The 25375-nt window shown below is 37.6% G+C and carries 21 protein-coding genes and 1 pseudogene; 12 read left to right on the forward strand and 10 right to left on the reverse strand.

Going from position 1 to position 25375, the window contains the following annotated elements; genetic code table 11:
• Window positions 1-477 precede the first annotated feature (477 nt).
• Window positions 478-1674: an AIR synthase related protein gene (locus ABIB40_RS14450; protein WP_354360091.1), complete on the forward strand. Its 1197-nt coding sequence runs from the start codon at window positions 478-480 to the stop codon at window positions 1672-1674.
• Window positions 1675-1721: 47 nt separating this feature from the next.
• On the opposite strand, the gene ABIB40_RS14455 is transcribed toward ABIB40_RS14450, so the two are convergent.
• From ABIB40_RS14455 to ABIB40_RS14465, 3 genes and pseudogenes are all read right to left on the reverse strand, one after another.
• On the reverse strand, window positions 1722-2132 hold the full coding sequence (locus tag ABIB40_RS14455) for a pentapeptide repeat-containing protein (protein ID WP_354360136.1): 411 nt from the start codon (window positions 2130-2132) through the stop codon (window positions 1722-1724).
• Between the two features lie 12 nt (window positions 2133-2144).
• Window positions 2145-2309: pseudogene (locus ABIB40_RS14460) on the reverse strand (pentapeptide repeat-containing protein); the annotation flags it as partial.
• Window positions 2310-2549: 240 nt separating this feature from the next.
• On the reverse strand, window positions 2550-5840 hold the full coding sequence (locus ABIB40_RS14465) for a TonB-dependent receptor (RefSeq protein WP_354360092.1): 3291 nt from the start codon (window positions 5838-5840) through the stop codon (window positions 2550-2552).
• A gap of 414 nt (window positions 5841-6254) precedes the next feature.
• Here ABIB40_RS14465 and lpdA point away from each other — a divergent pair, with 414 nt between their 5' ends.
• Entirely contained in the window at window positions 6255-7643 is a 1389-nt protein-coding gene (gene lpdA / locus ABIB40_RS14470) for a dihydrolipoyl dehydrogenase (protein ID WP_354360137.1), read from the forward strand.
• A 186-nt stretch (window positions 7644-7829) separates the two neighbouring features.
• Window positions 7830-8669 carry an MBL fold metallo-hydrolase gene (locus ABIB40_RS14475; RefSeq protein WP_354360093.1) on the forward strand — a complete coding sequence of 280 codons (840 nt, stop codon included), beginning with the start codon at window positions 7830-7832 and terminating at the stop codon, window positions 8667-8669.
• Between the two features lie 144 nt (window positions 8670-8813).
• Here ABIB40_RS14475 and ABIB40_RS14480 read toward each other — a convergent pair whose 3' ends face one another.
• The 4 genes from ABIB40_RS14480 to ABIB40_RS14495 all read right to left on the reverse strand — a co-directional run bounded on the left by ABIB40_RS14480 (window position 8814) and on the right by ABIB40_RS14495 (window position 11723).
• The gene (locus ABIB40_RS14480) at window positions 8814-9614 is read right to left on the reverse strand and encodes a M48 family metallopeptidase (protein ID WP_354360138.1); all 801 of its coding nucleotides are present in this window, start codon (window positions 9612-9614) and stop codon (window positions 8814-8816) included.
• A 90-nt stretch (window positions 9615-9704) separates the two neighbouring features.
• The gene (plsY, locus tag ABIB40_RS14485; protein WP_354360094.1) at window positions 9705-10352 is read right to left on the reverse strand and encodes a glycerol-3-phosphate 1-O-acyltransferase PlsY; all 648 of its coding nucleotides are present in this window, start codon (window positions 10350-10352) and stop codon (window positions 9705-9707) included.
• 49 nt (window positions 10353-10401) lie between these two features.
• Entirely contained in the window at window positions 10402-11247 is an 846-nt protein-coding gene (gene nadC, locus ABIB40_RS14490; RefSeq protein ID WP_354360095.1) for a carboxylating nicotinate-nucleotide diphosphorylase, read from the reverse strand.
• 74 nt (window positions 11248-11321) lie between these two features.
• On the reverse strand, window positions 11322-11723 hold the full coding sequence (locus ABIB40_RS14495; RefSeq protein ID WP_354360096.1) for a DUF4783 domain-containing protein: 402 nt from the start codon (window positions 11721-11723) through the stop codon (window positions 11322-11324).
• A gap of 161 nt (window positions 11724-11884) precedes the next feature.
• On the opposite strand from ABIB40_RS14495, the gene gpmI reads away from it, so the two are divergent.
• Window positions 11885-13408 carry a 2,3-bisphosphoglycerate-independent phosphoglycerate mutase gene (gpmI, locus tag ABIB40_RS14500; protein WP_354360097.1) on the forward strand — a complete coding sequence of 508 codons (1524 nt, stop codon included), beginning with the start codon at window positions 11885-11887 and terminating at the stop codon, window positions 13406-13408.
• Window positions 13408-13938: a hypothetical protein gene (locus ABIB40_RS14505; RefSeq protein ID WP_354360098.1), complete on the forward strand. Its 531-nt coding sequence runs from the start codon at window positions 13408-13410 to the stop codon at window positions 13936-13938. Before gpmI ends, ABIB40_RS14505 begins: the two co-directional genes overlap by 1 nt.
• Before the next feature lie 249 nt (window positions 13939-14187).
• Here the strand turns inward: ABIB40_RS14505 and ABIB40_RS14510 are convergent, their stop codons facing one another.
• From ABIB40_RS14510 to ABIB40_RS14520, 3 genes are all read right to left on the reverse strand, one after another.
• On the reverse strand, window positions 14188-15213 hold the full coding sequence (locus tag ABIB40_RS14510) for an SMP-30/gluconolactonase/LRE family protein (RefSeq protein WP_354360099.1): 1026 nt from the start codon (window positions 15211-15213) through the stop codon (window positions 14188-14190).
• 530 nt (window positions 15214-15743) lie between these two features.
• Complete coding sequence (locus tag ABIB40_RS14515; protein ID WP_354360100.1) at window positions 15744-17504, reverse strand: ABC transporter ATP-binding protein; 1761 nt, start codon at window positions 17502-17504, stop codon at window positions 15744-15746.
• Window positions 17488-19224, reverse strand: coding sequence for an ABC transporter ATP-binding protein (locus ABIB40_RS14520; RefSeq protein ID WP_354360101.1), 1737 nt, complete (start codon window positions 19222-19224; stop codon window positions 17488-17490). Before ABIB40_RS14520 ends, ABIB40_RS14515 begins: the two co-directional genes overlap by 17 nt.
• Window positions 19225-19426: 202 nt before the next feature.
• On the opposite strand from ABIB40_RS14520, the gene ABIB40_RS14525 reads away from it, so the two are divergent.
• The 7 genes from ABIB40_RS14525 to cls all read left to right on the forward strand — a co-directional run bounded on the left by ABIB40_RS14525 (window position 19427) and on the right by cls (window position 25115).
• Window positions 19427-20263, forward strand: coding sequence for a CvfB family protein (locus ABIB40_RS14525; RefSeq protein ID WP_354360102.1), 837 nt, complete (start codon window positions 19427-19429; stop codon window positions 20261-20263).
• 190 nt (window positions 20264-20453) lie between these two features.
• The gene (locus ABIB40_RS14530; protein WP_354360103.1) at window positions 20454-20804 is read left to right on the forward strand and encodes a hypothetical protein; all 351 of its coding nucleotides are present in this window, start codon (window positions 20454-20456) and stop codon (window positions 20802-20804) included.
• 202 nt (window positions 20805-21006) lie between these two features.
• Entirely contained in the window at window positions 21007-21795 is a 789-nt protein-coding gene (locus tag ABIB40_RS14535) for a TlpA family protein disulfide reductase (protein ID WP_354360104.1), read from the forward strand.
• Window positions 21796-21857: 62 nt separating this feature from the next.
• Entirely contained in the window at window positions 21858-22397 is a 540-nt protein-coding gene (locus ABIB40_RS14540; protein ID WP_354360105.1) for an NADPH-dependent FMN reductase, read from the forward strand.
• Window positions 22398-22660: 263 nt separating this feature from the next.
• Entirely contained in the window at window positions 22661-22948 is a 288-nt protein-coding gene (locus tag ABIB40_RS14545) for a hypothetical protein (RefSeq protein WP_354360106.1), read from the forward strand.
• Window positions 22949-23015: 67 nt separating this feature from the next.
• A complete protein-coding gene (locus ABIB40_RS14550; RefSeq protein ID WP_354360107.1) occupies window positions 23016-23522 on the forward strand; it encodes a hypothetical protein in 507 nt (168 codons plus the stop codon).
• Window positions 23523-23663: 141 nt separating this feature from the next.
• A complete protein-coding gene (gene cls / locus ABIB40_RS14555; RefSeq protein WP_354360108.1) occupies window positions 23664-25115 on the forward strand; it encodes a cardiolipin synthase in 1452 nt (483 codons plus the stop codon).
• Window positions 25116-25375: the final 260 nt, after the last annotated feature.

Below are 25375 nucleotides of genomic sequence, written 5' to 3' on the forward strand. Positions count from 1 at the left end.
AGCTTAACTTTATGACATTGACCCCAACCCCTCCTTGAGGAGGAGGAGAGTCTAATTTACGAAATCAGCTAATCTCGATAAATGTCTGATTGCCGACTTCTGATCTCTGACTTCGATTTTAGATTGACGATTTACGAACACCAAATTCATCCTTCGCTTTCTAAATACTAAGATCAGACTACTAAATATTTTTAAGTGAATTACGATTTTAGATTTACGAATCACCCCCCAACCTCTCCTAAAATAAGGTGGGGACTTATTCGACTATGTCAGGCTTTACGTCTAAACGACTCTACGACTGACCAATTCTACCGCTAACCAACTAAACTACTAAGGAACACGCATGCTAACTATTAAAAACTAGCTACGGATTTACAAATTACGATTGCGCAATACCGTTCTTTCTCACATAAACCGTCTCATTATCTCCTATCTCATATATAATGTCTTCCTACTAAATTGTATCTTTGCGCCACCATGAGCGACAATAGGTATAACAAACGCGGTGTTTCTGCCGGAAAAGAAGATGTACACAATGCCATAAAAAACATAGACAAGGGCATTTTTCCAAAAGCTTTTTGCAAAATTGTACCAGATATTTTGGGCAACGATGCCGAATATTGTAACATTATGCATGCAGATGGTGCTGGTACAAAATCTTCTTTAGCATACGTATACTGGAAAGAAACCGGCGACATTTCGGTATGGAAAGGCATTGCCCAAGATGCCATTATTATGAATGTGGATGATTTGATTTGTGTGGGTGCAACCCAAAATATTTTACTTTCTTCTACCATTGGCAGGAACAAAAATTTGATTCCGGGCGAAGTTATTGCAGAGATCATTAATGGTACAGAAGATATTTTGGCGAATCTACGAGAACTTGGCATATCCATACATTCTACAGGTGGAGAAACAGCCGATGTGGGAGATCTAGTGAGAACAATTATTGTTGATTCTACGGTTACCTGCCGTATGAAGCGCAGCGACGTGATCAGCAACCATAACATTAAACCCAGAGATGTAATTGTTGGACTTTCCTCTTCTGGCATGGCCAGCTATGAAAATGCTTACAATGGCGGCATGGGATCTAACGGATTGACCTCCGCCCGGCATGATGTTTTTAATAAATCGGTTGCCGAGAAATACCCTGAAAGCTTTGACCCTTCCGTACCTTATGATTTGGTTTTCTCTGGCAGCAGGAAATTAACTGATGATGCGGCTTCGCTCGATGAAAAAAAAGCCATACCTGCAAAGACAACGATTGGTCAGCTGGTGTTATCTCCAACAAGAACTTATGCGCCAGTAATCAAACAAATTTTAAATAGCTATCGCGATAAAATTAGCGGGATTGTACATTGTAGTGGCGGCGCTCAAACTAAGGTGCTTCATTTTATAAACGATGATGTACATGTAATCAAAGACAATTTATTTCCAATTCCTCCCCTATTTCAATTGATTCAGGAAGAATCTAACACCGACTGGCAGGAAATGTATAAGGTTTTTAACATGGGCCACAGGATGGAACTTTATGTACCAGGGGAAATTGCAAACGATTTGATTGCTATATCAAAAAGCTTTAATATTGACGCACAAATTATTGGGCGTGTAGAAAAGGGAGACAAAAAACAAGTTACAATCAAAAGCGAACAGGGAACTTTTGAGTATTTTTAAGTAACGTGCTTTAAGGTTTATTAGCTGTTTGCATTCATCGTTCTTTTTTAGTTGTCATATTGAATGTCTAACTGATATTTCAAAAGTAGTCCTTCCAATTGAAATGCAGAAAACTTTGCTTTTTTCAATGTATTAAATTCAGGGTCTATAGAAATATTTGTTGCGCTTTTAAAATCAGCTTTTTCAAGCAAGGTCTTGGAAAATACTGCTCCTGTCAAATCTGATTTAGTAAAAAGAGCAGAGGTTAAATCCGTTTCAGAAAAATCTACTTCTTTTAATGAACACTGTAAGAACTTGGTTTTTTTTAGCTTTGTTCCATAAAAAGTACAATAATCCATTATACAATTATCAAAGCTAAAGGAAAACATATATTTGTTACACCTGGTAAAATCAACACCTAAAATTTTACAATTTTTAAAAGCTGCATTTCTAAATCCAGTATCATAAATTGAGGTCATCGAAAAATTGCAATTGTCGAACGAACAATCTTCAAAATTATTAGCTTGCAAGTCGCTTTTGGTAAAATTGCACCCATCAAATCTACACTTATTAAAATCTCTGTTTCTCAAGGTCTTTTCTGTATAGTCGATACCTGTAAATGTTTTTTGATCGTGAAATATAGTTTCGTCACTCATTTTACTCGTTTTTTATTTGCCATAAAGTTATGAAATGATTTCCAAGGCATCTGGACAAACTAACACTTATAATGGTTGCCTTAGGCAATTTCTATTTAGTGCTTCGCATGTTTTTATTTTGCTGATATCCGCTTTAGCGCATAGGTCACGACAAACTAGCACATCAATGCTAACCTCGACAAGATGAAACAAAAAAGCCCCGACGTTGCTGTCGGGGCTTTTTTAAATTAAAGATTTGTATTAATTAAAAAAATACTTTAATCCAATTTGAGCAGTCCATCTTGATGAATTATATGATGAAAAGTCCCGAATACTAAATGCATTATCTTTTGCGCTTGTTACAGTTGGCAAAAAAGTGTAGGTTGGAACCTTATTTGCGTCTAGTCCTTTGTAAGCTATTAATTGATAATTGTCATTTGGCAAATAGTAAAATCTACCCCAATCTTTATTAATCAAATTACCTAAATTATTAATATCAAAAGAAACAGCTAAATGTTGTTTCGAATTCCCTATTGTTATAAATAAATTTTGTTCTGCATGCAAATCAAAATTATCTACCCACGGAAGTCTCCCTCCATTACGTTCTGCAAAACTACCCTTCTTAGTTTTTAAATAAGGATCGTTATTAATGTAATTGTCAAAGGCAGTTTGTTGTTGCTGTACTGAGTACGTTGTCGATACCTTATTGACCGTAACAGTTAATGGAACGAATTTTAATTCTGATGCAGAACTTGGCACATATATAACGTCATTGCTACTTGTAAGTCCATCATCACCCAAAATACTGTTGTTGTACACATAAGTAAACCTAGAGCCGGATTGACCTGTGTAAAATATACCTATTGACGAACCACCAAATTTAAACCAATCTTTAGTATAGCTAACGTTTGCTTTAATTAGACTTCCAAAATCAAAATCAGAATTTGATAAAGTAACACTATTTTTTCCATAAATGGTTTCCATATATTTCCATTGCGAAGAATTTTGGCTACTTGTTGGCTCATTTAACACCATTGATCTGCTATAGGAGTAGGTGCCAAAAATATCGAAACCATTGCTAAATTTCTTTGATAAGGAAGCAGAAAGATTATATGATCTGCCTGCTTGACCACCATTTGTAATTAAATAAACACTACTGTAAGGGTTTTGTACACCGGCTTTTGTTGGATCAAAATCTACTTTGGTTGTGGTATAAATTGGGCGACTGCCTGGCCCAGCGGTTTGGTCTGTTGAGGGAAGAATATTTACACCAAAATATTGTGTTTGATTGATGTTAAGGTTGTAGTTAGCCTCTAACGTTGCTACGAAACCCCCAGGTAATTTTTGATCTAATGCCAAATTAAATTTCACAATTTTAGGTGATCTGTAATTTTTTGCCATGATATCAACCTCGCCAGATGGTGAAGCAGTTGTGGCTCCGAAAGCTTCAGCCCTGTACTGCGCATTTGGGTCTCCAACAAATGGAAGTGGAGTACCATCAGGCAGTTTAGGATTATTATAATTTGAATACCCTCCAATTAGAGTACCACTGTTTGAATACATTCCACCTGGAGTAACACCAGTTAATCTAGCTTGAAATAAACCAATTCCACCTCTAATTTGCGTAGCATCACTTATTTTATGCTTTATTGCAAATCTAGGCGAAAGTGAAACATACGCATTAGGCGCTTGGCCTGAACGAGCTCCATCTAAGTTGTAGTAATTTTGTATATAACCTAAGGCTGTATTGTTAAAATAGCTATCTGTATTAGGTTTTGTAGCGTAGCCTATTAAATCAGCTCTTAAACCCAACAATATAGTGGTTGATGGTGATACATCAAACTTATCTTGCAATGCCAAACCAGCCCTGTAAGTTTTAAATTTAGCCGCAGCAGCAGAACCGTCTCCGGCAATATTATCAACCAAAGAGTAAGAGTAGTTGTATTGAGCTGGGCCTTTATCTGCATTAAAATCTGCTAGGCTGTTATATACATAAGCACCATAAGCCTGGCGAATAAATAAATTGTAATAATCATTATATTCTACATCTTCAATTAATGATAAGGTGTGCGCACCTGCAAAAAGTTTTGTCTCGTTAATTATGCTATAGGTTTTTTGCTTTAACTGATTTGCAGTACTAAATGCTTCTGTTCCAAAATAAATGCTTTTAGAACCGTCTTTAATTTGAACACTCGGAAAATTTTGCCCTAAACCGTTTCTATCATCAAGTACATTAGTATAAGTTGCTAGAAGACTATTAGAAACCCTGTTAGAAAAAGTTGACTTTAGCTCAGCGGTAAGCTGATGCGTTTTATTGGGATAAACGACTCCATCATTATAAAAATTGATGGCATTTTTTGAACTCGCCGACGTGTTAACGTTTTTTGCATCAATATAGTTATAGAATAACGAAAAGTGCTGTTTTGAACTAATGTTCCAATCTAGTTTGGCTGTAATGGCCTTCCTATCAAGGCTCGCTGCGTTGTTTGTATATCCACCTGGATTATAACCATATTTAGACTTGAGTGAGTTAGAAAGGTTTTCTAAATCGGCCTGTGTTATGGTTGAACCATCAGCATAAGTAGCAAAATTAAAAACTTTAGGTGTTTCTGATTTTTGATACTCTCCTGCAACAAATAAAAATAATTTATCCTTAATTATTGCCCCACCTAAATTAGCGGCATAGGTTTTAGAACTAAATTCTGGTAACTTAATCCTATTAAAACCTGCATCATCTGTAGGTGTTTTTCCGGCTAAATTTTGATTTCTAATGTAATAAGAAAAACCACCAACTGCCTTATTTGTACCTGATTTAGTTACCGCATTAATAGCGCCACCTAGAAAACCAGAATATCTAACATCAAAAGGAGTAACATTAACTTGTAACTGATCAATCGCATCAACAGGGATTGGGGATGAATTTGCTTGACCGCCATTAGTACCCGTAGCAGCTAAGCCAAACTGATCATTAGATGGCGCTCCATTTATACTTACCGAGTTGTACCGATTATTCTGTCCGGCAATAGATATTCCACCATTATAATCTACAGTGGCTTGAGGAGTTTGACGAACCAAATCATTTAAATTACGGTTGGTAGCAGGAATAGAAGCCAATTTAGCCGCATCGTAAACAGTTGTTGTGTTAAGGGTATTTTTACCAAACACAGAATTTTTGTCACCTTTCACAGTCAATTCGCCAAGATCGTTTGCCGAATTAGAAAGTTCGAAATTAACTTTAGAATCCTCTCCTAAATTCGCAATTATACCCTCTTTCGTTTGTGATTTAAACCCAACAGAAGTTACGGTTACAATATATGGCCCTCCAACATTTATATTCGAAAACGTGTAGCGTCCATCATTTCTGGTTGAAGTACTGTACTTAGTGCCTGTTGGCTTGTGTATTGCCGTTACTGTAACGCCAGGTAATCCGCCCTGTGCATCTTTTACAAGGCCGCTAATTGTAGATGTGGTTACCTGCGCTTTAGAAACAGCTGTAAATCCTACAACCGCAACAACAATGAGTAAAATTTTAAAAAGTAGAGATCTTTTCATACTTGTGTGTTTGAATAAATAAGTTATATGTTTAATGCCGCAAATGTAGGGAATACTTTTTAACACATTTTAACATCTCATGTTAAATAATCGTTAACAGATTGAGTACTTTTCAACACAATCTACCTACAAACCAATAATTACTAACAAGTTACGTTAGAGAGCAAGGAAGATTGACTTTTGAAAAACAAATATTCGTTATCCAACCAGAAACCATTGCAATCTATTTTTTTGTAATCGTTTTTTGAACTGTCGTTTAATTAGAAACATTTTTTTAGTTTTGGAAGTTGACGAATTTTGGTCATCAAGCGATGGTTATCATTCAAAAAAAAAACTTTCGCCCAGATGGAATTCGTTAAATTCTCCAAAAATGTTTTGATGGAGGCATTGTAAATTTTCTTTTAATTTTATATGATGAATTACGACGTTATTATATTAGGTAGTGGCCCAGGAGGTTACGTAGCTGCCATAAGAGCTTCTCAACTTGGTTTAAAAACTGCAATTGTAGAGCGAGAATCTTTAGGAGGCATTTGCCTAAATTGGGGCTGTATCCCTACAAAAGCACTTTTAAAAAGCGCACAGGTTTTTGAATACATCAACCACGCCGCAGAGTATGGCATAACTACTTCAGAAGCCAAGGCAGATTTTTCGGCCGTGGTTAAACGTAGTAGAAATGTTGCAGATGGCATGAGCAAAGGCGTGCAGTTTTTGATGAAGAAAAACAAAATAGACGTGGTAATGGGTACTGGCACTTTAAAGCCTGGCAATAAATTATCGGTTAAAGATGCAGATGGAAAAGAGCAAGAGCTTTCTGCAAAAAACATCATCATAGCTACAGGAGCACGTTCTAGAGAATTGCCAAATTTAAAACAAGACGGAAAAAAAATTATTGGTTATCGCCAAGCGATGGTATTACCAGAAATGCCAAAAAGCATGGTGGTTGTTGGCTCTGGCGCAATTGGGGTGGAGTTTGCTTATTTTTATGCAACCATGGGCACCAAAGTTACCTTGGTAGAATTTATGGACAATGTGGTTCCCGTTGAGGACGAAGACGTTTCTAAACAACTTCTTCGCAGTCTTAAAAAGGTGGGCATAGAAGTAATGGTTTCATCGAGCGTGGAGTCTGTTGATACAAGCGGCGCTGGCTGTAAGGTGCAAATCAAAACTGCTTCAGGAATGAAGACTATAGAGGCAGATATTGTTCTTTCTGCAGCAGGTATTGTGGCCAATATAGAAAACATAGGCTTAGAGGCAGTCGGCATTAAGACAGAAAAAGGCAAAATAGTGACTGATGAATTTTACAACACTACCGTAAAAGGTTATTACGCCATAGGCGATGCAGTTGGCGGACAAGCGTTAGCACACGTAGCATCAGCCGAAGGCATTATCTGCGTGGAAAAAATTGCTGGTCAGCACGTAGAGCCTTTAGATTATAACAACATTCCAGGATGTACGTATTGCCAACCAGAGATTGCTTCTGTAGGATATACAGAGAAAGCGGCAAAGGAAGCCGGTTATGAATTAAAAATTGGCAAGTTTCCGTTTTCTGCCTCGGGCAAAGCAAGCGCAGCTGGAGCAAAAGATGGTTTTGTTAAACTTATTTTTGATGCCAAATATGGCGAATTGCTAGGTGCACACATGATTGGCGCAAACGTTACCGAAATGATTGCAGAAATTGTAGTGGCAAGAAAGCTAGAAACTACCGGCCACGAAATGATTAAAGCAGTACACCCGCACCCAACCATGAGCGAGGCCATTATGGAAGCCGCAGCAGATGCGTATGGAGAGGTGATACACCTATAGGTTTAGGATTTAGGATTTAGGAAAAACAAAACGCTTAAAAAATTGCCTTAAAAAGAACTAAAAAATCACCTTACAGAATAAAAAATAGTTGAAAGAGCTGTCTCAAAATAAATGAGACAGCTTTTTATTTGCGAAAGAAGGTTAAACCTTATACCTTCAACCTTTCACCTTAAACCTTTTGCACAAATGAAACTACACACCATAAATACCGGTTTTTTTAAGTTAGATGGCGGGGCAATGTTTGGCGTGGTGCCAAAGGCAATTTGGCAAAAAAGCAATCCCGCCGATGCAAACAACCTTTGTACCTGGGCAATGCGCTGTCTGTTGATTGAAGATGGCGATAGTTTGATTTTGGTAGATACTGGCATTGGAAACAAGCAAAGCGAAAAATTTTTTAGTCATTATTTTTTGCATGGAGATGATACCATGGAAAAATCTCTGGCAAATTTAGGATTTGGCGTAGAAGACATTACAGATGTATTCTTAACCCACCTTCACTTCGACCATGTGGGTGGCGCAGTGCAAAGAGTTGACGAAAAATTTTTACCAACATTCAAAAATGCAACTTATTGGAGTAATGAAAAACACTGGCACTGGGCAACAGAACCTAATGAGCGAGAAAAAGCGTCGTTTTTAAAAGAGAACATTTTGCCCCTACAGCAAAGCGGACAACTTAAATTTATCCCGGAGGAAGAAGACTTGGAATGGAAAACAGGCATTAAAATCGATTTTGCCTACGGCCATACCGACGCCATGATGTTGCCAAAAATAAGTTACAAGGATAAAACAATTGTTTACATGGCAGATCTTCTGCCTTCAGTTGGGCACCTTCCTTTACCCTATGTAATGGCTTATGATATGTTCCCTTTAAAAACCCTGACGGAGAAAAGCGCATTCTTAGAAAAAGCGGTAGCCGAAGATTGGGTTTTAATGTTAGAACATGACCCTATAAATGAATGCTGTACGCTGGAAAGAACGGAGAAGGGAATACGTGCAGCAATAACATTTAAATTAAGAGATCTTTAAAATTTCCCCGCCAAACGTTTTAACAAGCAGTAATTCTGAAACATTTTTGCCCGAAAGCATTAAAAGCTCTACACTGCAATAAAATTCAAAAAAAAGCCCAACGCTGAAAATAATCAGGTTGGGCTTTTTCGATAAACTCTCTATTTATTTTCTATAATATTTTCTCGCCTCTGGCAAATAACCCTTTATTTCAGAAATACGTCTAGCATCACTTGGGTGGGTACTTAAAAATTCTGGTGGTTTTTGTCCATTACCGGCAGCTGCCTCCATACGTTGCCAAAAACTTACCGCATCTGCAGGATTATACCCGGCCATCGCCATAAAAATTAAACCTAGGTGATCGGCTTCTAATTCTTGTCCGCGGCTAAAACTTAACATAGCTAATGGTGTACCTACTCCATATAATGTATTAAAAACAGATTGTGCTTTCGGATCTTTGGAAAGCGCTACACCGCCAATAGTGCCAAGTCCTTGAGCTACCATTTGCTGAGACATCCGTTCTGCGGAGTGTCCTGCAATGGCATGCGCAATTTCGTGTCCGAGAACGGTGGCTAATCCAGCATCTGTTTGCGTAACAGACAATATTCCTGTATACACTACAATTTTACCTCCGGGCATACACCAAGCATTCTTCTCGTTATTCTGAACAACATTTACTTCCCACTTATAACCCTCTATTAAGTTTGCATAATTATGAGAATTCATATAACTTGTTACGGCGGCTATAAGCTTGTTACCAACTGTTTTAACACGGCGAGTTTCTGCATTGCTTGTAGGAAGCACCTTATTTTCACCTAAAAATTGGCTGTAGGCTTGAAAAGCCATAGGCAAAACTTGCGCGTTGCTCACCAAATTAAGTCTACTTCTACCAGATAATGGCACCGTAGAACAAGAATTAAATAACAAAGCTATGGAAAGGCCGAAAACGGCAAAATATTTTTTCATCATGTTCTTACTAATTCAAAAGATAAAATTAAATCTAATTGGGGATTAAACAACTATTATGCCCCGATGTTTTTTTGGTGGGAAACCGACTTATTTAATCTTCTTTTTAAAGAGATAAACCTTAGATTCCTTGCCTTTTAATAAGCGTTCTAAATTTTTCTGGTGGGTAACGAGTATGAGAATACAGACGCACATACCGTAAAGTACCTCAGATTTAATAGACGATTGGAAGATAAAAACGACACTAAGTGGAAAGGTGAAACCTGCACAAATAGAACTGAGAGATACATAATTTGTGATAAGGAGCACCACCACAAAAACCAATACACAAAGCAGGGCGGCCTCATAATTTACGGCCAAGATCATGCCAAACAGCGTAGCAACGCCCTTCCCTCCTCTAAATCCGGCAAAAATTGGAAACAAATGCCCCATTACCGCAGTTACACCCAAGGCGAGTTCGTAATTTACATATTGTGCAGAATGGTGTGGACCTGTTATAGAAAACCCTATAAAAGCAGCGAGTTTGGTTGCTGTAAATCCTTTGGCAATATCTATGGACATAACCGCGATCCCGGTTTTTTTTCCCAACACCCTAAACGCATTTGTAGCACCAGCGTTACCGCTCCCATACTCTCTTACGTCTATTCCGTAAAATGCTTGACCCAACCATACGGCCGTGGGTATAGAACCCAATAAATAGGCAAATAAAAGTACACCCAGCGAATAAACCGTAATCATAGCCTACAATTATACAAAAAATAAGCAATCATAAATGCTGCAATTTAACTTAAAATGCTTTTAAGCTCATATCTAAGCTCTTAACAGAGTGTGTAAGGGCACCAACAGAGATAAAGTCTACGCCACAGTTAGCATATTGCCTTACCGTGTCTTCTGTAATTCCACCAGAGGCTTCTGTTTGATATTTACCTGCGATAAGCGCAACGGCTGCCTTTAAATCTTCAAAATTAAAATTGTCGAGCATAATTCTGTTAATACCGCCAGCTTTAAGTACTTTTTTTAACTCTTGCAAATTCCTTACCTCTATCTCTATTTCCAGCTGCTTCTTATTATCGACAAGATATTTTTTAGCCGCATAGATTGCATTTTCAATACCTCCAGCATAATCTACATGGTTATCTTTAATCAAAATCATATCGTATAAACCCATTCTATGGTTTACACCTCCACCAATTTTAACCGCCAATTTTTCTAAATACCTAAGTCCAGGAGTTGTTTTTCTAGTATCTAACACTTTTGTATGTGTACCTTTTAGCAAGGCAACAATATGACTGGTTTTCGTTGCGATTCCACTCATGCGCTGCATGCAGTTTAAAACTAAACGTTCTGCTAGTAAAATGTTATGGGTATTTCCAATTACCGTTAATGCAATGTCTCCAACGCTTACCGCGTCTCCATCATGCTTTAACACCTCTACAACTAATTTCTTATCGATGTATTTAAAAATAGCTACCGCAAGTTCTACGCCTGCCAAAATTCCATTTTCTTTTATAATTAGCCGTGCTTTCCCATTTGTGTTTGTTGGAATGGTTGCCAACGAGGTATGGTCACCATCGCCTATGTCTTCGGCAACAGCATTCTTAATAAAATCGTTAATTCCTTGTTCGTCTATCATGCTATGCAAGCAAAAATATAAAATATTTACGAGCTAGCAACTAAGGAGTAATGGAACTGGAGTAAAATTAAAGGCTATTCTTCTTTTGCAGGCTCTATCCTAAGCTCTGTAACCAAAAAATCTTTATCAATTTTCTTTAAAGTAATCGAAATTCTAAACACACCTTTGGTGGTGGTAAGTGTTAAAACACCAAACCTATAATTTTGGTTGTTGTTTATTTTGTGTATTACAACGGATTTAAGCGGTGGATATTTTAGAAAAAAATCTTTAATAATTTGTTCGCCCTGCACCTTAGAGTATACATCTTCTTCGTCGATTAAAATAAGTTCTAAAGTCGGCGCAAAGTTCTTGCCGATTTCTTTTGCATTTCCTGCTTTAAAATATTGGGAAAGCCCGTCAATAACGTCCTTTTGGACTTGTGTAGGTCTGTAAAACGTAGAGATACCAATAAATAAATATAGTAAGCTTTTAATCATTCCTGTAGTTTATACGGAAACAATAGCTAAAATGATGCCACTAAAGTCAGAAAAATAAACTTAACAATTTGCTTTCTGGCTAGATACATTATATTTGCAAAAACTTCGACAAGAACACCTGCTGTTAAAAAAGGTTCTATAAAAACTATAAATTTTAGACAATGAAAGAAAACAAAAAAGTGGCTTTAGTAATATTAGATGGATGGGGCTACGGAAACAAAGATGAATCTGATGCTGCATTTGTTGCAAACACGCCTTTTTTCGATTCTATGATTGCAAATTATCCCAATTCAAAACTAGAAGCTTCTGGCGTAGCTGTAGGATTGCCTGCCGGCCAAATGGGCAATTCTGAGGTTGGCCACATGAATTTAGGTGCAGGCAGAACCGTTTATCAAGAATTGGGCAGAATTAATAAAGCCATTGAAGAAGGCAGTTTGCAAAAAGATAAGACCTTGGTCGACGCGTTTGACTACGCGAAAAAAAACGGAAAATCGGTTCACTTCATCGGTCTGGTTTCAGACGGAGGTGTACATGCCCACATTAGGCACCTTAAAGGTCTTTGCGATGCTGCCAAAACCGCAGAGGTTGAAAACGTTTTTATTCATGCTTTCTTAGACGGACGAGATACCGATCCAAATTCGGGCTTAGGTTTTATAACAGCATTAGAAGACCATTTAAAAATCTCTACGGGGAAAATTGCTTCGGTCATCGGACGCTATTATGCTATGGATAGAGATAACAGGTGGGAACGTGTAAAAGAAGCTTATGATGTAATGGTGAACGCAACAGGCAACAAAACCACCAATGTTCTTCAATCCATACAAAAAAGCTATGATGATGGAATTACCGACGAATTTATAAAACCTATTGTTGCAACCAACGCCGATGGCGAGCCTGTGGCCACCATTAAAAATGGCGATGTGGTGTTGTGTTTTAACTTCCGCACCGATAGAGGAAGGGAAATAACCCAAGCGTTAACACAAAAAGACTTTCCAGAGCAAGACATGCAGAAGCTAGATCTATACTATCTAACCATGACGACTTACGATGAAAGTTTTAAGAAAGTAAATGTTATTTTCACTAAAGACGACCTAAAATCTACGCTCGGAGAAATTTTAGCCAACAATCATAAAAACCAAATTAGAATTGCTGAAACAGAAAAATATCCACACGTTACCTTCTTCTTTTCTGGCGGACGAGAAGCTGAGTTTGAGCATGAAAAAAGAATCTTAGTGCCTTCGCCCAAAGTGGCTACTTATGATATGCAGCCAGAAATGAGCGCACAAGAAATTACCGAAGCCATTACCAAAGAGATGGAAAGCAAATGGGCAGATTTTATCTGCTTAAACTTTGCAAATCCAGATATGGTTGGACATACAGGCGTTTTCGCTGCCGTAATTAAAGCTGTAGAAACTGCCGATAAATGTGCAGAAATGGTAATAAACAAGGGAATAGAAAACGGATATTCGTTCATTATCCTTGCCGACCATGGCAATTCTGAGTACATGGTAAATGGCGATGGTTCTGCAAATACCGCCCACACTACTAATTTGGTACCTTGTATTTTAATCGATAAAGATTTTAAAAGCATAGCTGATGGAAAACTCGGCGACGTTGCACCCACCATTTTATCATTAATGGGTATCGCCATACCAGAAGAAATGACTGGAAACGTATTGCTATAATGGCAAAAAAATTATATGTACTTATTTTGTCCCTAGCCGTTTTTTCATGTAGACCAGAAAAAACGGCTAAGGCGATAAGCAACAATGCTTATTTTGATTTGAAAGGCTATTTCGAAAAAGAGGTAGAACGCTACAATGCCAAAAAACCAACTGTAGAAAAAACAGTTGCTATAAACGGCAAGGCCGAGATAAAAAGACTAGTGATTAAAGATTGGCAAAGAGAGCTAGCTATTTTTACTGATGCAGACATTAACAAAAGCGCATGGCAGGGAGCTTTTACAATTGAAAAATCTGGTAGCGATACTCATTATACCAGCGAAAACAAAAAAATCCCTGTCAAAGAGGTTTTCATATCTAATAAATTTGGCAAAGTGGCAAAGGTTGAGGTGATTATTGCTAACGTTAACCTCTTATACCATTCTAATGACACCCTTACTTATTACCCAGACAGTTTATACCAAATTGTAAAACAACAAAAAATTAAATTAATGGGCGTAAAAAGGTATAAGATTGTAGGGAAAATAAGGTAGGACGAGCGCAAATAAGGAGCAAGGTAGCAGACTCAACGGCTTTATAGTATCAAGGAGTTAGTATCAAGGAGTTAGTATCAAGGAGTTAGTATCAAGTATCAAGTATCAAGACACAAAATACCCAAACAACTAGCCGATTTATCGCCCAAACAACTAAACCCCCAAACAACTAGCCGACTTATCGCCCAAACTACTCAACAACTAAACGAGTCAACAAACAAACGCCTAACAACCTCACAATTTTCGGATCTACTCCACCCCCTTTGCGGCCATTTTAATTTTATAGAGCGATTTTGAGGCGGTAATGAATAACACATCTTTGTTTTTACCACCAAAACACAAGTTACCCACCCAATCTTCGGGCACGTTGATGTGTCTGATTTTAGTGCCCTCCTTATCAAAAATATTTACCCCTTTTCCAGAAAGATAGATGTTGCCTTCTGCATCTAGCACCATTCCATCCGATCCCTCGCTAACAATCAATTTACGACCAGTTAACTTGCCCTTTGGAGCAATTGCATATCGGTAGGTTTTACCAGCACCAATATCGCTTATGTACAAAAACTTGCCATCGGGCGTACCAACTATGCCATTAGGCTGGTTTAAACCATCGGCAACCAGCACTGCTTTTCCAGAATTCTTGGCAACATAATAAACAGATTGATTTGGTAATTCAGCTGATTTTCTGGTCCAATAATCGCGCTGATAATACGGGTCTGTAAAAAATATACCGCCTTTGGCATCAATCCAAATGTCGTTCGGTCCATTTAAATTTTTCCCTTGATAATCGCTAAGCAAAACTTTAACGTTTTTATGTTTGTCTACAGACCAAAGCTGGTTATGCTCGTCGGCACAAACAATTAAATTGCCTTTTTTATCGAATATGGTTCCGTTTGCCCTTCCTGCAGGGCTTAAAAAAACGCTTAATTTCCCATCCGTGTTGTACTCCCATATTTTATTGTTTGGCTGATCGGTTAAAAATATATTTCCATTCCTATCTACAGAAGCGCCCTCGGTAAACCTAAATTGATTAGAAATGAGAACTAAGCTGTCTTGATTGAAAAGAGATTTTTTTGCCGTTTGTGCAGATGAGGAGAATGTAAGAAGAAAGGCCAAGACTAAGGTTAAGGTTGAGGTTAAGGCGTGGCGATTAGAGGTTAGAAGTTTAGGGGCTAGTCCGTTGGCGGTAAGTTGGTATAAATCGATTTCCGACTTCCGACTTCCGACTTCTTCTTTCTGGTTGCTCTTTACTAAGGTTGAGGATTCTTTTTTCATTGGAATAGAAATATTTAATAAGGATTTGTGTTAGAAAGCAAAAATATGCTTTAAAGATAAACGTCTTTTTTAGGTTAACGTTTACAATTTAGCTTTTTTCTTTTGGAGGAAAATGTTTTTGGCAACTCGCTAGCGCTAAGGATTGCAACGACACCATTTCACTACGCGCTTTAGCGCAATGAAAGATACAGTGAAAAGCCTGCAAAAAGCGCCCAAATGAGTTACGATTTTAGAATGACGATTTTAGAGTGACGATTTACTATATTCGCTTCCCTTCCAAATACCGTCATCTAACTATTCCTTAAAGATTTACGAATCAAACCAAAAAAATCCTAAAAGATGTTTATGAAGGTTATAGCGCTGTTTGGATTAAGGCCAAAGCGGCAAAATGACCGACTTTTGTAGGCGGACAATCAACTGCTAAAAATTTCCGACTTTTGCCTTCTCCCGCCGCCGGCTTCCTTTTATAAAAACTGAATGTTGATTTTGGCTGCTGATGCCTATTACCTAAAACCTATTTCCACCAACTCTCAACTCGCCCTCTTCTCTTTTACCAGCATGTTTAAAGCCTCATCAAATGTTCCTGCCCGCTGTGCCATGCCATCATTTATAAAATAGATTTCGTCGGCATTTTCTATGGTATTCAACCTATGTGCAATAATAACTAGCGTAGTTTCTTTAGCCAATTTACCTAAAATACTACTTAGCAATTGTTCGGTTATGGTATCTATATTTGCTGTAGCTTCATCTAAAATAAGTAAATCTGGGTTGCGCAATACAGCGCGCATAAAGGCAATGAGTTGTTTTTGACCCAAGCTTATGTTGTCAGATAATGGATTGACTTCGGTTTTTAGTCCCTCATCAAAAATGGCCAACAAGGCTCCGAGGTGCGCATCTGAAATAACCTTTTCCAATTCTGCATCGCTCGCATCTTTATAGTTGCTATTGCCATACAAAATATTGTCTTTTACTGTTCCCGAAAATAAAAACGGCTCTTGCAAAATAAAACCAATTTTTTTGCTCCGTTCCTCGGCAGAGTAGGTTCTGATGTCTTTTCCATCTAAAAAAACAGTGCCCTTTGTGGCATCGTACAACCTAGAAATGAGTGAGGCTGTTGTTGTTTTTCCGCCACCCGTTGGGCCAATTAGCGCATAAGTTTTTCCTTTTTCGAACTTTAGGTTTACATTATGCAAAATTTCTTTAGAATCGTTGTAGGCAAAATGTACGTTTCTAAATTCAAGCAAAGCTTCAGATTTTTCTGTTTGTGGCGCAGTAATTTCTTTTAGGTTAGTTTGCAATAACAAAATTTGCGAAATTCTGTCCCAGCTGGCCATTGCAACCTGGAAACTTGTCCACAAAGCTGCCAATTGCCTTAATGGGTTGTAAAAACTTGTTGTATAGGCGATGTAACTTACCAGCAAACCAAGCGAAAAACTTCCAACAGAAATAAGATATATGCCAAACAGCAACACTATTAACTGCGCAGCACCAGAGAAAAGTCCGTAAACTGGCAAAAAAATATTGTTGGAAAGCCCAGCTCCAACCGCCATTTTATAGTTTTCTTGATTGGCTTCATCAAAACGTTCTCTAAAATAATCTCTCCTGTTAAAAGCAATAATTACCTTAAAATTGTTTAGGCTCTCTTGGATTTCGGCGCTTAAACCGCCAACACTTTTTAAACTTTTAGCATTTTTCCTTTTTACCCATGGCGATAGAACTGCGGTAAATAGGACAATAAAAACAGCAGGCACAAGCGCAGCCAGTCCAAGTTCTGTATTTATAGAAAGTAAGAAAATACCGGCTCCGATAATGGTTGCAATGGCGCCTATAAACTGCATAAGCGATTGCGAAAAAAACTGGTTGAGTTTATCAGTATCGTTGTTAACCCTCGAAATAAGATCGCCTGCCTTGTTTTCGTTAAAGAAAGAAACGGGCAGCTCTTGCAATTTGTTAAATATAGCGTTTCGCAACGTGTAGAGCATCCGTTGCCCAACGCCACCCATCAATTTTGTTTGTGTGTAGCCCGTAAACATGGCCACTATATAAATTCCAAACAACATACTGCCAGACATAAGCACCCCATTAAATTGCTTGGTGCGGATGTAAGCATCCACCGTGTGGCCAATAATAAGTGGACCCAGCAGTAGCAAACCAGAATTAACGAGAATGACTACTAGCCCAATCCATAGTGTTCGGCGTTCTGCCGAAATGAGCTGGAGCAAACGTTTTACAGCCTTTAAAGTCGACTGTTTTTCTAGCCCAGCGTTTATATCGTTAAGATTGTAGTTCATAGTTGCTGGTGCTTTGTTGCGAATTGTAAATTTGTACGTACTCGGGGCTAGTTTCCAAGAGGCTTTTATGTGTGCCCTCGGCAATTTTATCGCCCTGCATTAAGAGTATTACTTTATCGTAATTTTCTACCGAAGCAATTTTTTGCGTAACAGAAACAAGGGTTAAATCTGAATAGTTTGTGGAGATTTTCTCTAAAATACGTTGCTCGGTATTGACATCTACCCTTGCGGTAAAATCATCTAAAAACAACAAAATTGGATTAATAGCCAAGGCCCTTGCTAACATAATACGTTGCTTTTGCCCGCCAGACAAACTGCTTCCTCTCTCAGAAACGATGGTATCTAATTTTTGCGGCAAGGCCTCTACAAAATCTTTCAGCTCGGCAGTTTCTATTGCCTTTTCTAAAGCTGCATCGGTTACGGTTTTGCTAAAAGCGATGTTTTCCCTCACACTCATGTTAAAAATGATGCTGTCTTGAAAAACAAAACCTACATATTTGTGAAAGTTTTCTTGGTTGTACGCCTGCAAATCAATACCATCTAGTAAAACTTCTCCATTAGTTGGCGAAATTAAACCAGCTAAAACGGTAAGTAGTTGCGTTTTTCCGGCGGCAGTGGGCCCAATAATAGCGGTTTTTGATCCAGCCTTTATGGTAAAGGAGATGTCTTTTAAAATTGGTTTTTGTCCGAAACTTAAATTGACATCTTTAGCTTCCAAATTACCTCTTAAAGCATCTTTATTGGTTCCAGGATGATCAATTTTTGGTGCAGATAACACGCTTTCTATCCTTTTAAATGAAGCGGTAGCTTGTGCAATCACATTGCTCATAAAACCAATAACTAAAATTGGGAAAATAAGCATCGAGAGATAACTGCTAAAAGCTGTAAACTCACCCAGCGTCATGGCGTTTACAATAACAAAATGCCCACCAAGCAGCAAAATGGTTAAGCTTGCCATATTGGCTACAAAAATAATGATTGGGATTAGGGCAGCAAAAAGGCGCAAAATAGAAAGCCCAATATCTCTAGCCCTGGCATTCGCCTCAATAAATTTGTTGTATTCTAAGGTTTGAGAGTTAATTACCCGAATAAGTGCCGAGCCCAAAATGCTCTCGCTAATTACCTTATTTAACCAATCTATAACCCCTCTACTTTCTATAAATAAAACCTTTACTTTTTTTAACACAAAGAAAAATGCAAAACCTATGATGGGCACAATGGCGATGATACAAAGCGCCAACTTCCAATTAATCATCAGCAACAAAATGCTAGCCCCAAAAATTATAAAAATAGAAGAGGCAATGGACATAATGGCCTGAGACACAAAAAGTTTTATAGAATCTACATCAGAAGTAAGGTTGGTAAGCAACTTAGAAGGGTTTGCCTCTAAAATATACGCATGGCTTTGTCTGGATATTTGATCTGACAATTTGCTGCGCAAATCTTTAGCAACGCGTTCTGATGCAAAGGTTTGAACTATACTTTGCAAATAGGTAAATATAAAAACCAGCACAATAGCAACTAAAAACTCTACCATAATCGGCTTAACCTCAAACGTTTTAGCCGTATATGAATCTATTCCCTTAGCAATTATTTTGGGGATAATAAGGTTTAAACCGTTGCTGAGGAGCGCAAAAATTAAGAGCAAAAAAATTAAGCCTTTGTAAAGTCCGAGTAGACTGAAAAGACTCGGTTTTTTTGACTTCTTGGTTTCTTTCATTTTTGTTGTGTCCTATTTTATTGACCCCTCAAATTTAATTGAATTATCGAGAAATCCTGTATCTTACAAAATCATTTGACTGTTATCAAGTCATTTTGACGCCTAAAAACAGGAAAAATCACTCTCCATCAATCTTTCTCAGCTCCACCTAGATTTAAATTTACTTAACGTAACTTTGCACCGAAACATTTTGCACGAAAATATGAACATTGGAAGCTATAACGAACTACGCATTGTAAGCAAAACCGAGGCAGGGCTCAATCTAACTGACGGCGATAAGCTGGTTCTGTTGCCTTATTCGCACGTACCAAAAGATGCAGAAATTGGCGATAATTTAAATGTATTTGTATTTGTGCAAAAAGACGGAAGGCTTACGGCCACTACCCAAAAGGCCTACGCAAGCGTTGGAGATTTTGCCTTTTTAAAAGTAGTTGCCGATGGAGAAGAGGGCGCATTTATGGACCTTGGAATCGATAAAGATATATATGTGCCGACAAAAGAGCAATTAAGACCGATGCGCATGGGAGAAAAGCATGTAGTTTTTCTTTTTTTAGACGAAGGAAACGACAGGCTTTTAGCTTCGTCTAAACTCTATGACTTTGTGGAGAACGAAACCTTCGATTTTGAAGAAGGCGATGAGGTAAATTTGCTCATTAGCGAGGAAACCGATTTGGGCTATAATGCCATCATCAACAATAAGTACATTGGCTTGCTTTTTTTTAACGAAGTGTTTACAAACGTCAAAGTAGGCGATAGGCGTAAAGGCTGGATAAAGAACATTCGTGTGGATGAAAAAATAGACCTTACGTTACAGCCCAGCGGTTATAGTCATGTAATTAGCTCGAAAGATATGATTTTGGCGGAGCTAAAAAAACACGGCGGCATTATCCCGCTAGGAGACAAAAGCCACCCAGAAGATATTTATGAGCGTTTTCAGATCAGCAAGAGCGTATTTAAAAAAACCATCGGCGCACTATATAAAGAGCGTATAATTAAATTATCTGACGATGAAATTGTACTGATTGCCGGGGAAGACTAATTGTTGTTGAGTTGTTGAGTTGGTTAATCGTTGAACCATTAAGTTGTTTCGACGTAAAGCCTAACATCGTGAAACAGCTTACCCTCTTTCGTTAGGAGGGCTTTAGTAGTTTGCCTTTATTCTTTGCGCTTTTTTCCTTCATCCTAAAAAAATCCGTAGCTTTAAAGAGCTAACCTTAACCGGAAATTTTATGGAACGCTTATGCACAGATTGCGGCGCCGAGCTGAGAGGCAGGGCCGATAAGAAATTCTGCGACGACCAATGCCGCAGCAATTACAACAACCGCTTAAAAGCAAACGATCAAAGTTTTTTAAAACAGGTAAACCAAATTTTAAAAAAGAATCGAGACATTTTGGTTGATAAAAACCCAGATGGCAAGGTAAAGGTAAAACGCGAGGAACTATTGCGTAAAGGGTTCGATTTCGGTTACCATACCCATACCTACGCTACACAACGTGGCATTACCTATATTTTCTGCTACGAATATGGCTACCTCCAGTTAGAAGATGACCAGGTTTTACTGGTACGAAGAGATTTTTAGCACTTATTGAATGATAAAAGAATCGAATGAAAATTACAGATAAACAACCAATCTATAATTCAGCAGGGATTTAAAAATTTAAAACACACTTATCATCTACTCCTAATTTTAAGTACTTGCCAATAAACAAATGAGTAACTAAAAAATTAGGTTTAAATTTTGGCAGATTGAGATTAAGTGTCTAAATTTCCCAAAAAAAAACATGAAAGCTACTCTTTTTCTTCTCCTCTTACTATGCGGATTTAGATTGTCTGCACAAGAAAAACCAATTCCCAAGCCGGAATATGTAATTATAGCCAATGACAAAATCATCACCATGAAAGAAGTCGAAGACTATGGCAAGCGAGACTATGTGAAGTCGATGAGCAAAGGTGTGTCTGAAGAAATGAGGAACGAGCTTGCAAAAAAATTTGGAGAAAAAATTGGAGAAAAAGAATTTATCATCATCATTGATCTCTTTACTGAAAAAGAACATGCAGAGCGATTAGCACAGGCATCTACGGCGCCTATAGATACCAGTTCGAAAAAAAATCCAGTAGATGAATTTAAGCTAAAAGTTGGCGACACGGCAAAAGATGTTGCAATAGAGATGGTTGATGGGAAAGGTTTTAATCTTTCTGATCTGAAAGGAAAGGTGGTGCTGCTAAATTTCTGGGCAACATGGTGCGCTCCATGTTTAATGGAATTTACAGAAATTCCAGAAAAAATCCTTGTGCCCTTTAAAAATCAAGAGTTTATTTTTGTCCCGATATCCATCGGCGAAAGCAAAGAAGTCGTTTTAAAAAAGATGGATGATTTGAAAAAGTACGGCGCTCACTTCAACTCGGGCATTGATCCAGAAAAGAAAATATGGAACCAATACGCCACCAAATCTATCCCAAAAAGCTGTATTATAGATAAAAAAGGCGTCGTTAGATATTTATCGGTTGGTAACGCAGAAGGAAATGTTGATAAGTTAGCCGTAGAGATTAAAAAGCTTTTAAAAGAATAGCAGCGATAAATTTGAATGTTTGATCGGCACGCATCGCCTGCTCAATCCAAAAATTTTAAATAATGATAGAGAAAAAAAAGGTTTTTGTAATTATTGGAAGCGCGAGCAATCATTCTACCAACGAGAAATTGATAAATTACTTTGCAGACCTAACCAAAAACGTGTTCGATTTAATTATTTTCAAAGAGTTAAAAAAACTCCCTCATTTCGACCCGCAACTTTCGGAAAACAATCCCCCAACAGAAGTTATAGAGTTTAGGCGCAATATAGAAGAATCGGATGCCGTACTAATTTGCACGCCCGAATATGTCTTTAGCATTCCCAGCGGCCTGAAAAATGCTTTTGAATGGTGTGTCTCGACCACTATTTTCTCAGAAAAAATTACGGGTATTATAACTGCTTCGGCAGATGGCAGAAAGGGACACGAAGAACTGCAGCTGATTTTAAAAACCCTTATGGCAAAAATTAATGAGCAGACTTGTTTGCTCATTCAAGGCATTAAAGGAAAAATTAACAACGAAGGAGTGGTAATAGATCAAAAAACCATTAGCGATCTATTAAAGTTTATAGAAAACTTTAAACATGCTCTGAAAGTGAAATAAGGCATCAGAGAGTAAATTCGGTTAGCAATAATGTCATAAACAAGTTTTCAAAAAATAAAATTCAACAATTACTTACGAAATTAAGTTCGTGTAAGCTTGAGGTTCAGATTTAGGTAAAGATTTTAAATCCTCTATCGCCTTATTTTAGAAAATTAATTTATACGTTTTTCAAAAGCAATCAATTATGAACTGTTCTTCAGTCTAAACTAAAAATTACTATGAAATATATTCTACATTACGAGGGCTTATAAAATTTTTAATTGATGGATTGGTGGCACACATTTACGGTTTGGTTTTTAGCACTTGGAGCAAAATACAATGTCAGCCCCGTTATTTTTGGCATAATTTACATTGGCGCAATCCCGTTCTTTTTTGCCTCGCTCTACTGGACAATTAGCAACATCAGAAATAAAAAATCCATGCTCGTACCTGTACTGCTTTCTTTTTTATATCAGCCTATTTATATCTCATCATCGTGGGGCAAAACATTCCTGTTTGGGTATATCTTTTTATTGGGGCAATGGTGGTGTACGGTGTGTACTCTACAGTAAATAAGATTAAAGACAAAACCAAGTCGAAATAATTGAGGGGATTTATTTATTTGAAAGAAATTTAAAAATGAAAATTAAAAAGTATTATCTTATTGCCGGTCTAATAATTCTACTAATTAGCGCTCTTGTGATCTTCCCAATAGAATCAGCCAAAACTGATTTTATTATGGGTTTAGGATATACCTATTTAACGGCAATTATCGGCGTTTTAGTGACAATGTATGGGTTAATGGGAAACAAATTTTTTAAAGGATTACTGTTTGTGTTCTGCAGTGCAATATTTAGTTTTTTTATCTGCATCTTTTTTTTCGTAGTAATTGCCCCTGATGTTAATTTTTTCTCAACCATAATTGCAACATGGATTGCAATACCCATCGGAATACTTGCGGCAGTTATATTTCTATTCGTTAATTATAGGTTTATTGCGGATGAAAATAAATACAAATTGTTTTTTAAGCGCTTAATTTGTTATCTGTTAATTCTAGCAGTACTGGGTGTCTTATTTTTTAAAGGAAGCGATTGGATTTCCTCCGTTTCTGAATTTATCAAGGGAAAAACATTGCCAATTCCGTAAGTTCGTACGTTGATACTTAGTGCCATTTGATGACCAGCATGGTTGGCTCTTTTTAGATTGAGCTATCTCTGAGAAGAAATCTTCGTAAACACCCCTCTGAACACTTAAAATAAAACCTATTTTGTAAAAACTTTCTTGTGTATGGATTGGATTTTAATTCTCGAACTACTCTACCTAATATTCATCATCTCGGTGTGTTTACGCATCATTTTTGATACTGATAATGTAAGCAAGACATTGGGGTATTTACTTGTGGTCATCTTTTTGCCAATTATCGGCGTTTTTATCTATTTTTCTTTTGGGGTTAATTACAGAAAAAACAAACTCTACACAAAGAAAATAACAAAGGACAAAAAGCAACAGAAATTAATTATAGCGAAGTTAAACGAATACAACACTCAAAATGAGAAGCTGTTAGAAACCAATAGCAATTTCTCACGTCTTGCAAAAATGTTGTACCAAACGGATAGAAGCCCACTTACCTGTAATAATTCAGTGGAGCTTCTCATTAATGGTGAAGAAAAGTTTCCAGCAGTCATCCAAGAGCTTAAAAAAGCAAAAAACCACATTCATATAGAATATTACATTTATGAGGATGACGATATTGGTAAAAAGATAGAAGAAATTTTAATTTCAAAGGCGCAAGCTGGCGTAGAAGTTCGGTTTATTTATGATGATTTCGGCAGCTCCTCCATCAGGAAACATTTAGTAAAACGATTATTAAAAGGTGGCGTGCGCGCCTATCCATTCTATAAAATAAAGCTAATTCCTTTGGCAAACAGAATTAACTATAGAAATCACCGTAAAATAATTGTGATCGACGGACTAACCTCTTTTGTGGGTGGCATAAACATCAGCGATAAATACAGCAACGCGACCATTGGCAATAAACTATATTGGCGAGACACCCATTTAAAACTCAAAGGACCAATAACCACGTTGCTTCAACGCACGTTTATAGCCGATTGGAATTTTTGCAGCTCAGAAACCTTACCTATCGAAGCAGGTTATTTTCCTGCTTTCGACTCCCTTCCTCCAATCGGCGATAAATTGGTGCAAATCGCAGCGAGCGGACCAGATTCAGACCATCCAACCATTTACTACTCTATTGTAGAAGCGATTTTATCTGCCAAAAAAGAGGTGTTTTTAACTTCTCCATATTTCATTCCAGGCGAAACCATTATGGACGCACTAATTATGGCTTCGCTATCAGGTGTAAAAATTAAGCTGTTGCTGCCGGGAATTTCCGATTCGTTTTTTGTGAACGCTGCCTCCAGATCTTATTTTAAAAATCTTTTACAGGCTGGCGTAGAAATCTACTTGTATCAAAAAGGCTTTGTGCATGCAAAAACCTTGGTGGCAGATCGCTGTCTATCTATCGTAGGAACAGCAAACTTAGATTATCGCAGTTTCGATCTAAATTTTGAGGTCAACGCAGTTATTTATGATGAAGAAATGGGCGAAAAACTTGCGCAAGTTTTTGAGCAGGACCTGTTAGACGCCAAAATAGTTGATTTAGATAGATGGTTGAAACGACCAAAAATGAAGCAGCTTTTAGAGAAAACGATTCGATTGATATCGCCGCTGCTGTAAAAAATAATAAGCTTAATTAAAAGTAAAGTTAGAGAACTGGAATTATTATATGTTAGTACAATCTTAAATCATACAGCGAGCTCCCCTCCTATTTTTAGGAGGGGTCGGGGGTGGTTTTGGGCGCCTTAACACGCCATCCGTTATATCTTTTAGCGGCAAAAAAACCGCTAAAAGGATGCCACTTCTGTCGTTGGCGCTAGCGTGTCGTCCAATAATCTCAGTGCTAAACCCTTTCGAAAAAAGGAATCTCCCAAACTTTC

This window comes from Pedobacter sp. UYP30 (assembly GCF_040547165.1).
In the GTDB taxonomy this organism is placed as follows: Bacteria; Bacteroidota; Bacteroidia; order Sphingobacteriales; family Sphingobacteriaceae; genus Pedobacter.

What these genes read in the sequence shown, in the direction of transcription:
- ABIB40_RS14450 (WP_354360091.1), top strand. Translation starts at nt 478, where the DNA reads ATGAGCGACAATAGGTATAACAAACGCGGTGTTTCTGCCGGAAAAGAA.
- ABIB40_RS14455 (WP_354360136.1), bottom strand. Translation starts at nt 2,132, where the DNA reads ATGACCTCAATTTATGATACTGGATTTAGAAATGCAGCTTTTAAAAAT.
- ABIB40_RS14465 (WP_354360092.1), bottom strand. Translation starts at nt 5,840, where the DNA reads ATGAAAAGATCTCTACTTTTTAAAATTTTACTCATTGTTGTTGCGGTT.
- lpdA (WP_354360137.1), top strand. Translation starts at nt 6,255, where the DNA reads ATGAATTACGACGTTATTATATTAGGTAGTGGCCCAGGAGGTTACGTA.
- ABIB40_RS14475 (WP_354360093.1), top strand. Translation starts at nt 7,830, where the DNA reads ATGAAACTACACACCATAAATACCGGTTTTTTTAAGTTAGATGGCGGG.
- ABIB40_RS14480 (WP_354360138.1), bottom strand. Translation starts at nt 9,614, where the DNA reads ATGAAAAAATATTTTGCCGTTTTCGGCCTTTCCATAGCTTTGTTATTT.
- plsY (WP_354360094.1), bottom strand. Translation starts at nt 10,352, where the DNA reads ATGATTACGGTTTATTCGCTGGGTGTACTTTTATTTGCCTATTTATTG.
- nadC (WP_354360095.1), bottom strand. Translation starts at nt 11,247, where the DNA reads ATGATAGACGAACAAGGAATTAACGATTTTATTAAGAATGCTGTTGCC.
- ABIB40_RS14495 (WP_354360096.1), bottom strand. Translation starts at nt 11,723, where the DNA reads ATGATTAAAAGCTTACTATATTTATTTATTGGTATCTCTACGTTTTAC.
- gpmI (WP_354360097.1), top strand. Translation starts at nt 11,885, where the DNA reads ATGAAAGAAAACAAAAAAGTGGCTTTAGTAATATTAGATGGATGGGGC.
- ABIB40_RS14505 (WP_354360098.1), top strand. Translation starts at nt 13,408, where the DNA reads ATGGCAAAAAAATTATATGTACTTATTTTGTCCCTAGCCGTTTTTTCA.
- ABIB40_RS14510 (WP_354360099.1), bottom strand. Translation starts at nt 15,213, where the DNA reads ATGAAAAAAGAATCCTCAACCTTAGTAAAGAGCAACCAGAAAGAAGAA.
- ABIB40_RS14515 (WP_354360100.1), bottom strand. Translation starts at nt 17,504, where the DNA reads ATGAACTACAATCTTAACGATATAAACGCTGGGCTAGAAAAACAGTCG.
- ABIB40_RS14520 (WP_354360101.1), bottom strand. Translation starts at nt 19,224, where the DNA reads ATGAAAGAAACCAAGAAGTCAAAAAAACCGAGTCTTTTCAGTCTACTC.
- ABIB40_RS14525 (WP_354360102.1), top strand. Translation starts at nt 19,427, where the DNA reads ATGAACATTGGAAGCTATAACGAACTACGCATTGTAAGCAAAACCGAG.
- ABIB40_RS14530 (WP_354360103.1), top strand. Translation starts at nt 20,454, where the DNA reads ATGGAACGCTTATGCACAGATTGCGGCGCCGAGCTGAGAGGCAGGGCC.
- ABIB40_RS14535 (WP_354360104.1), top strand. Translation starts at nt 21,007, where the DNA reads ATGAAAGCTACTCTTTTTCTTCTCCTCTTACTATGCGGATTTAGATTG.
- ABIB40_RS14540 (WP_354360105.1), top strand. Translation starts at nt 21,858, where the DNA reads ATGATAGAGAAAAAAAAGGTTTTTGTAATTATTGGAAGCGCGAGCAAT.
- ABIB40_RS14545 (WP_354360106.1), top strand. Translation starts at nt 22,661, where the DNA reads ATGGATTGGTGGCACACATTTACGGTTTGGTTTTTAGCACTTGGAGCA.
- ABIB40_RS14550 (WP_354360107.1), top strand. Translation starts at nt 23,016, where the DNA reads ATGAAAATTAAAAAGTATTATCTTATTGCCGGTCTAATAATTCTACTA.
- cls (WP_354360108.1), top strand. Translation starts at nt 23,664, where the DNA reads ATGGATTGGATTTTAATTCTCGAACTACTCTACCTAATATTCATCATC.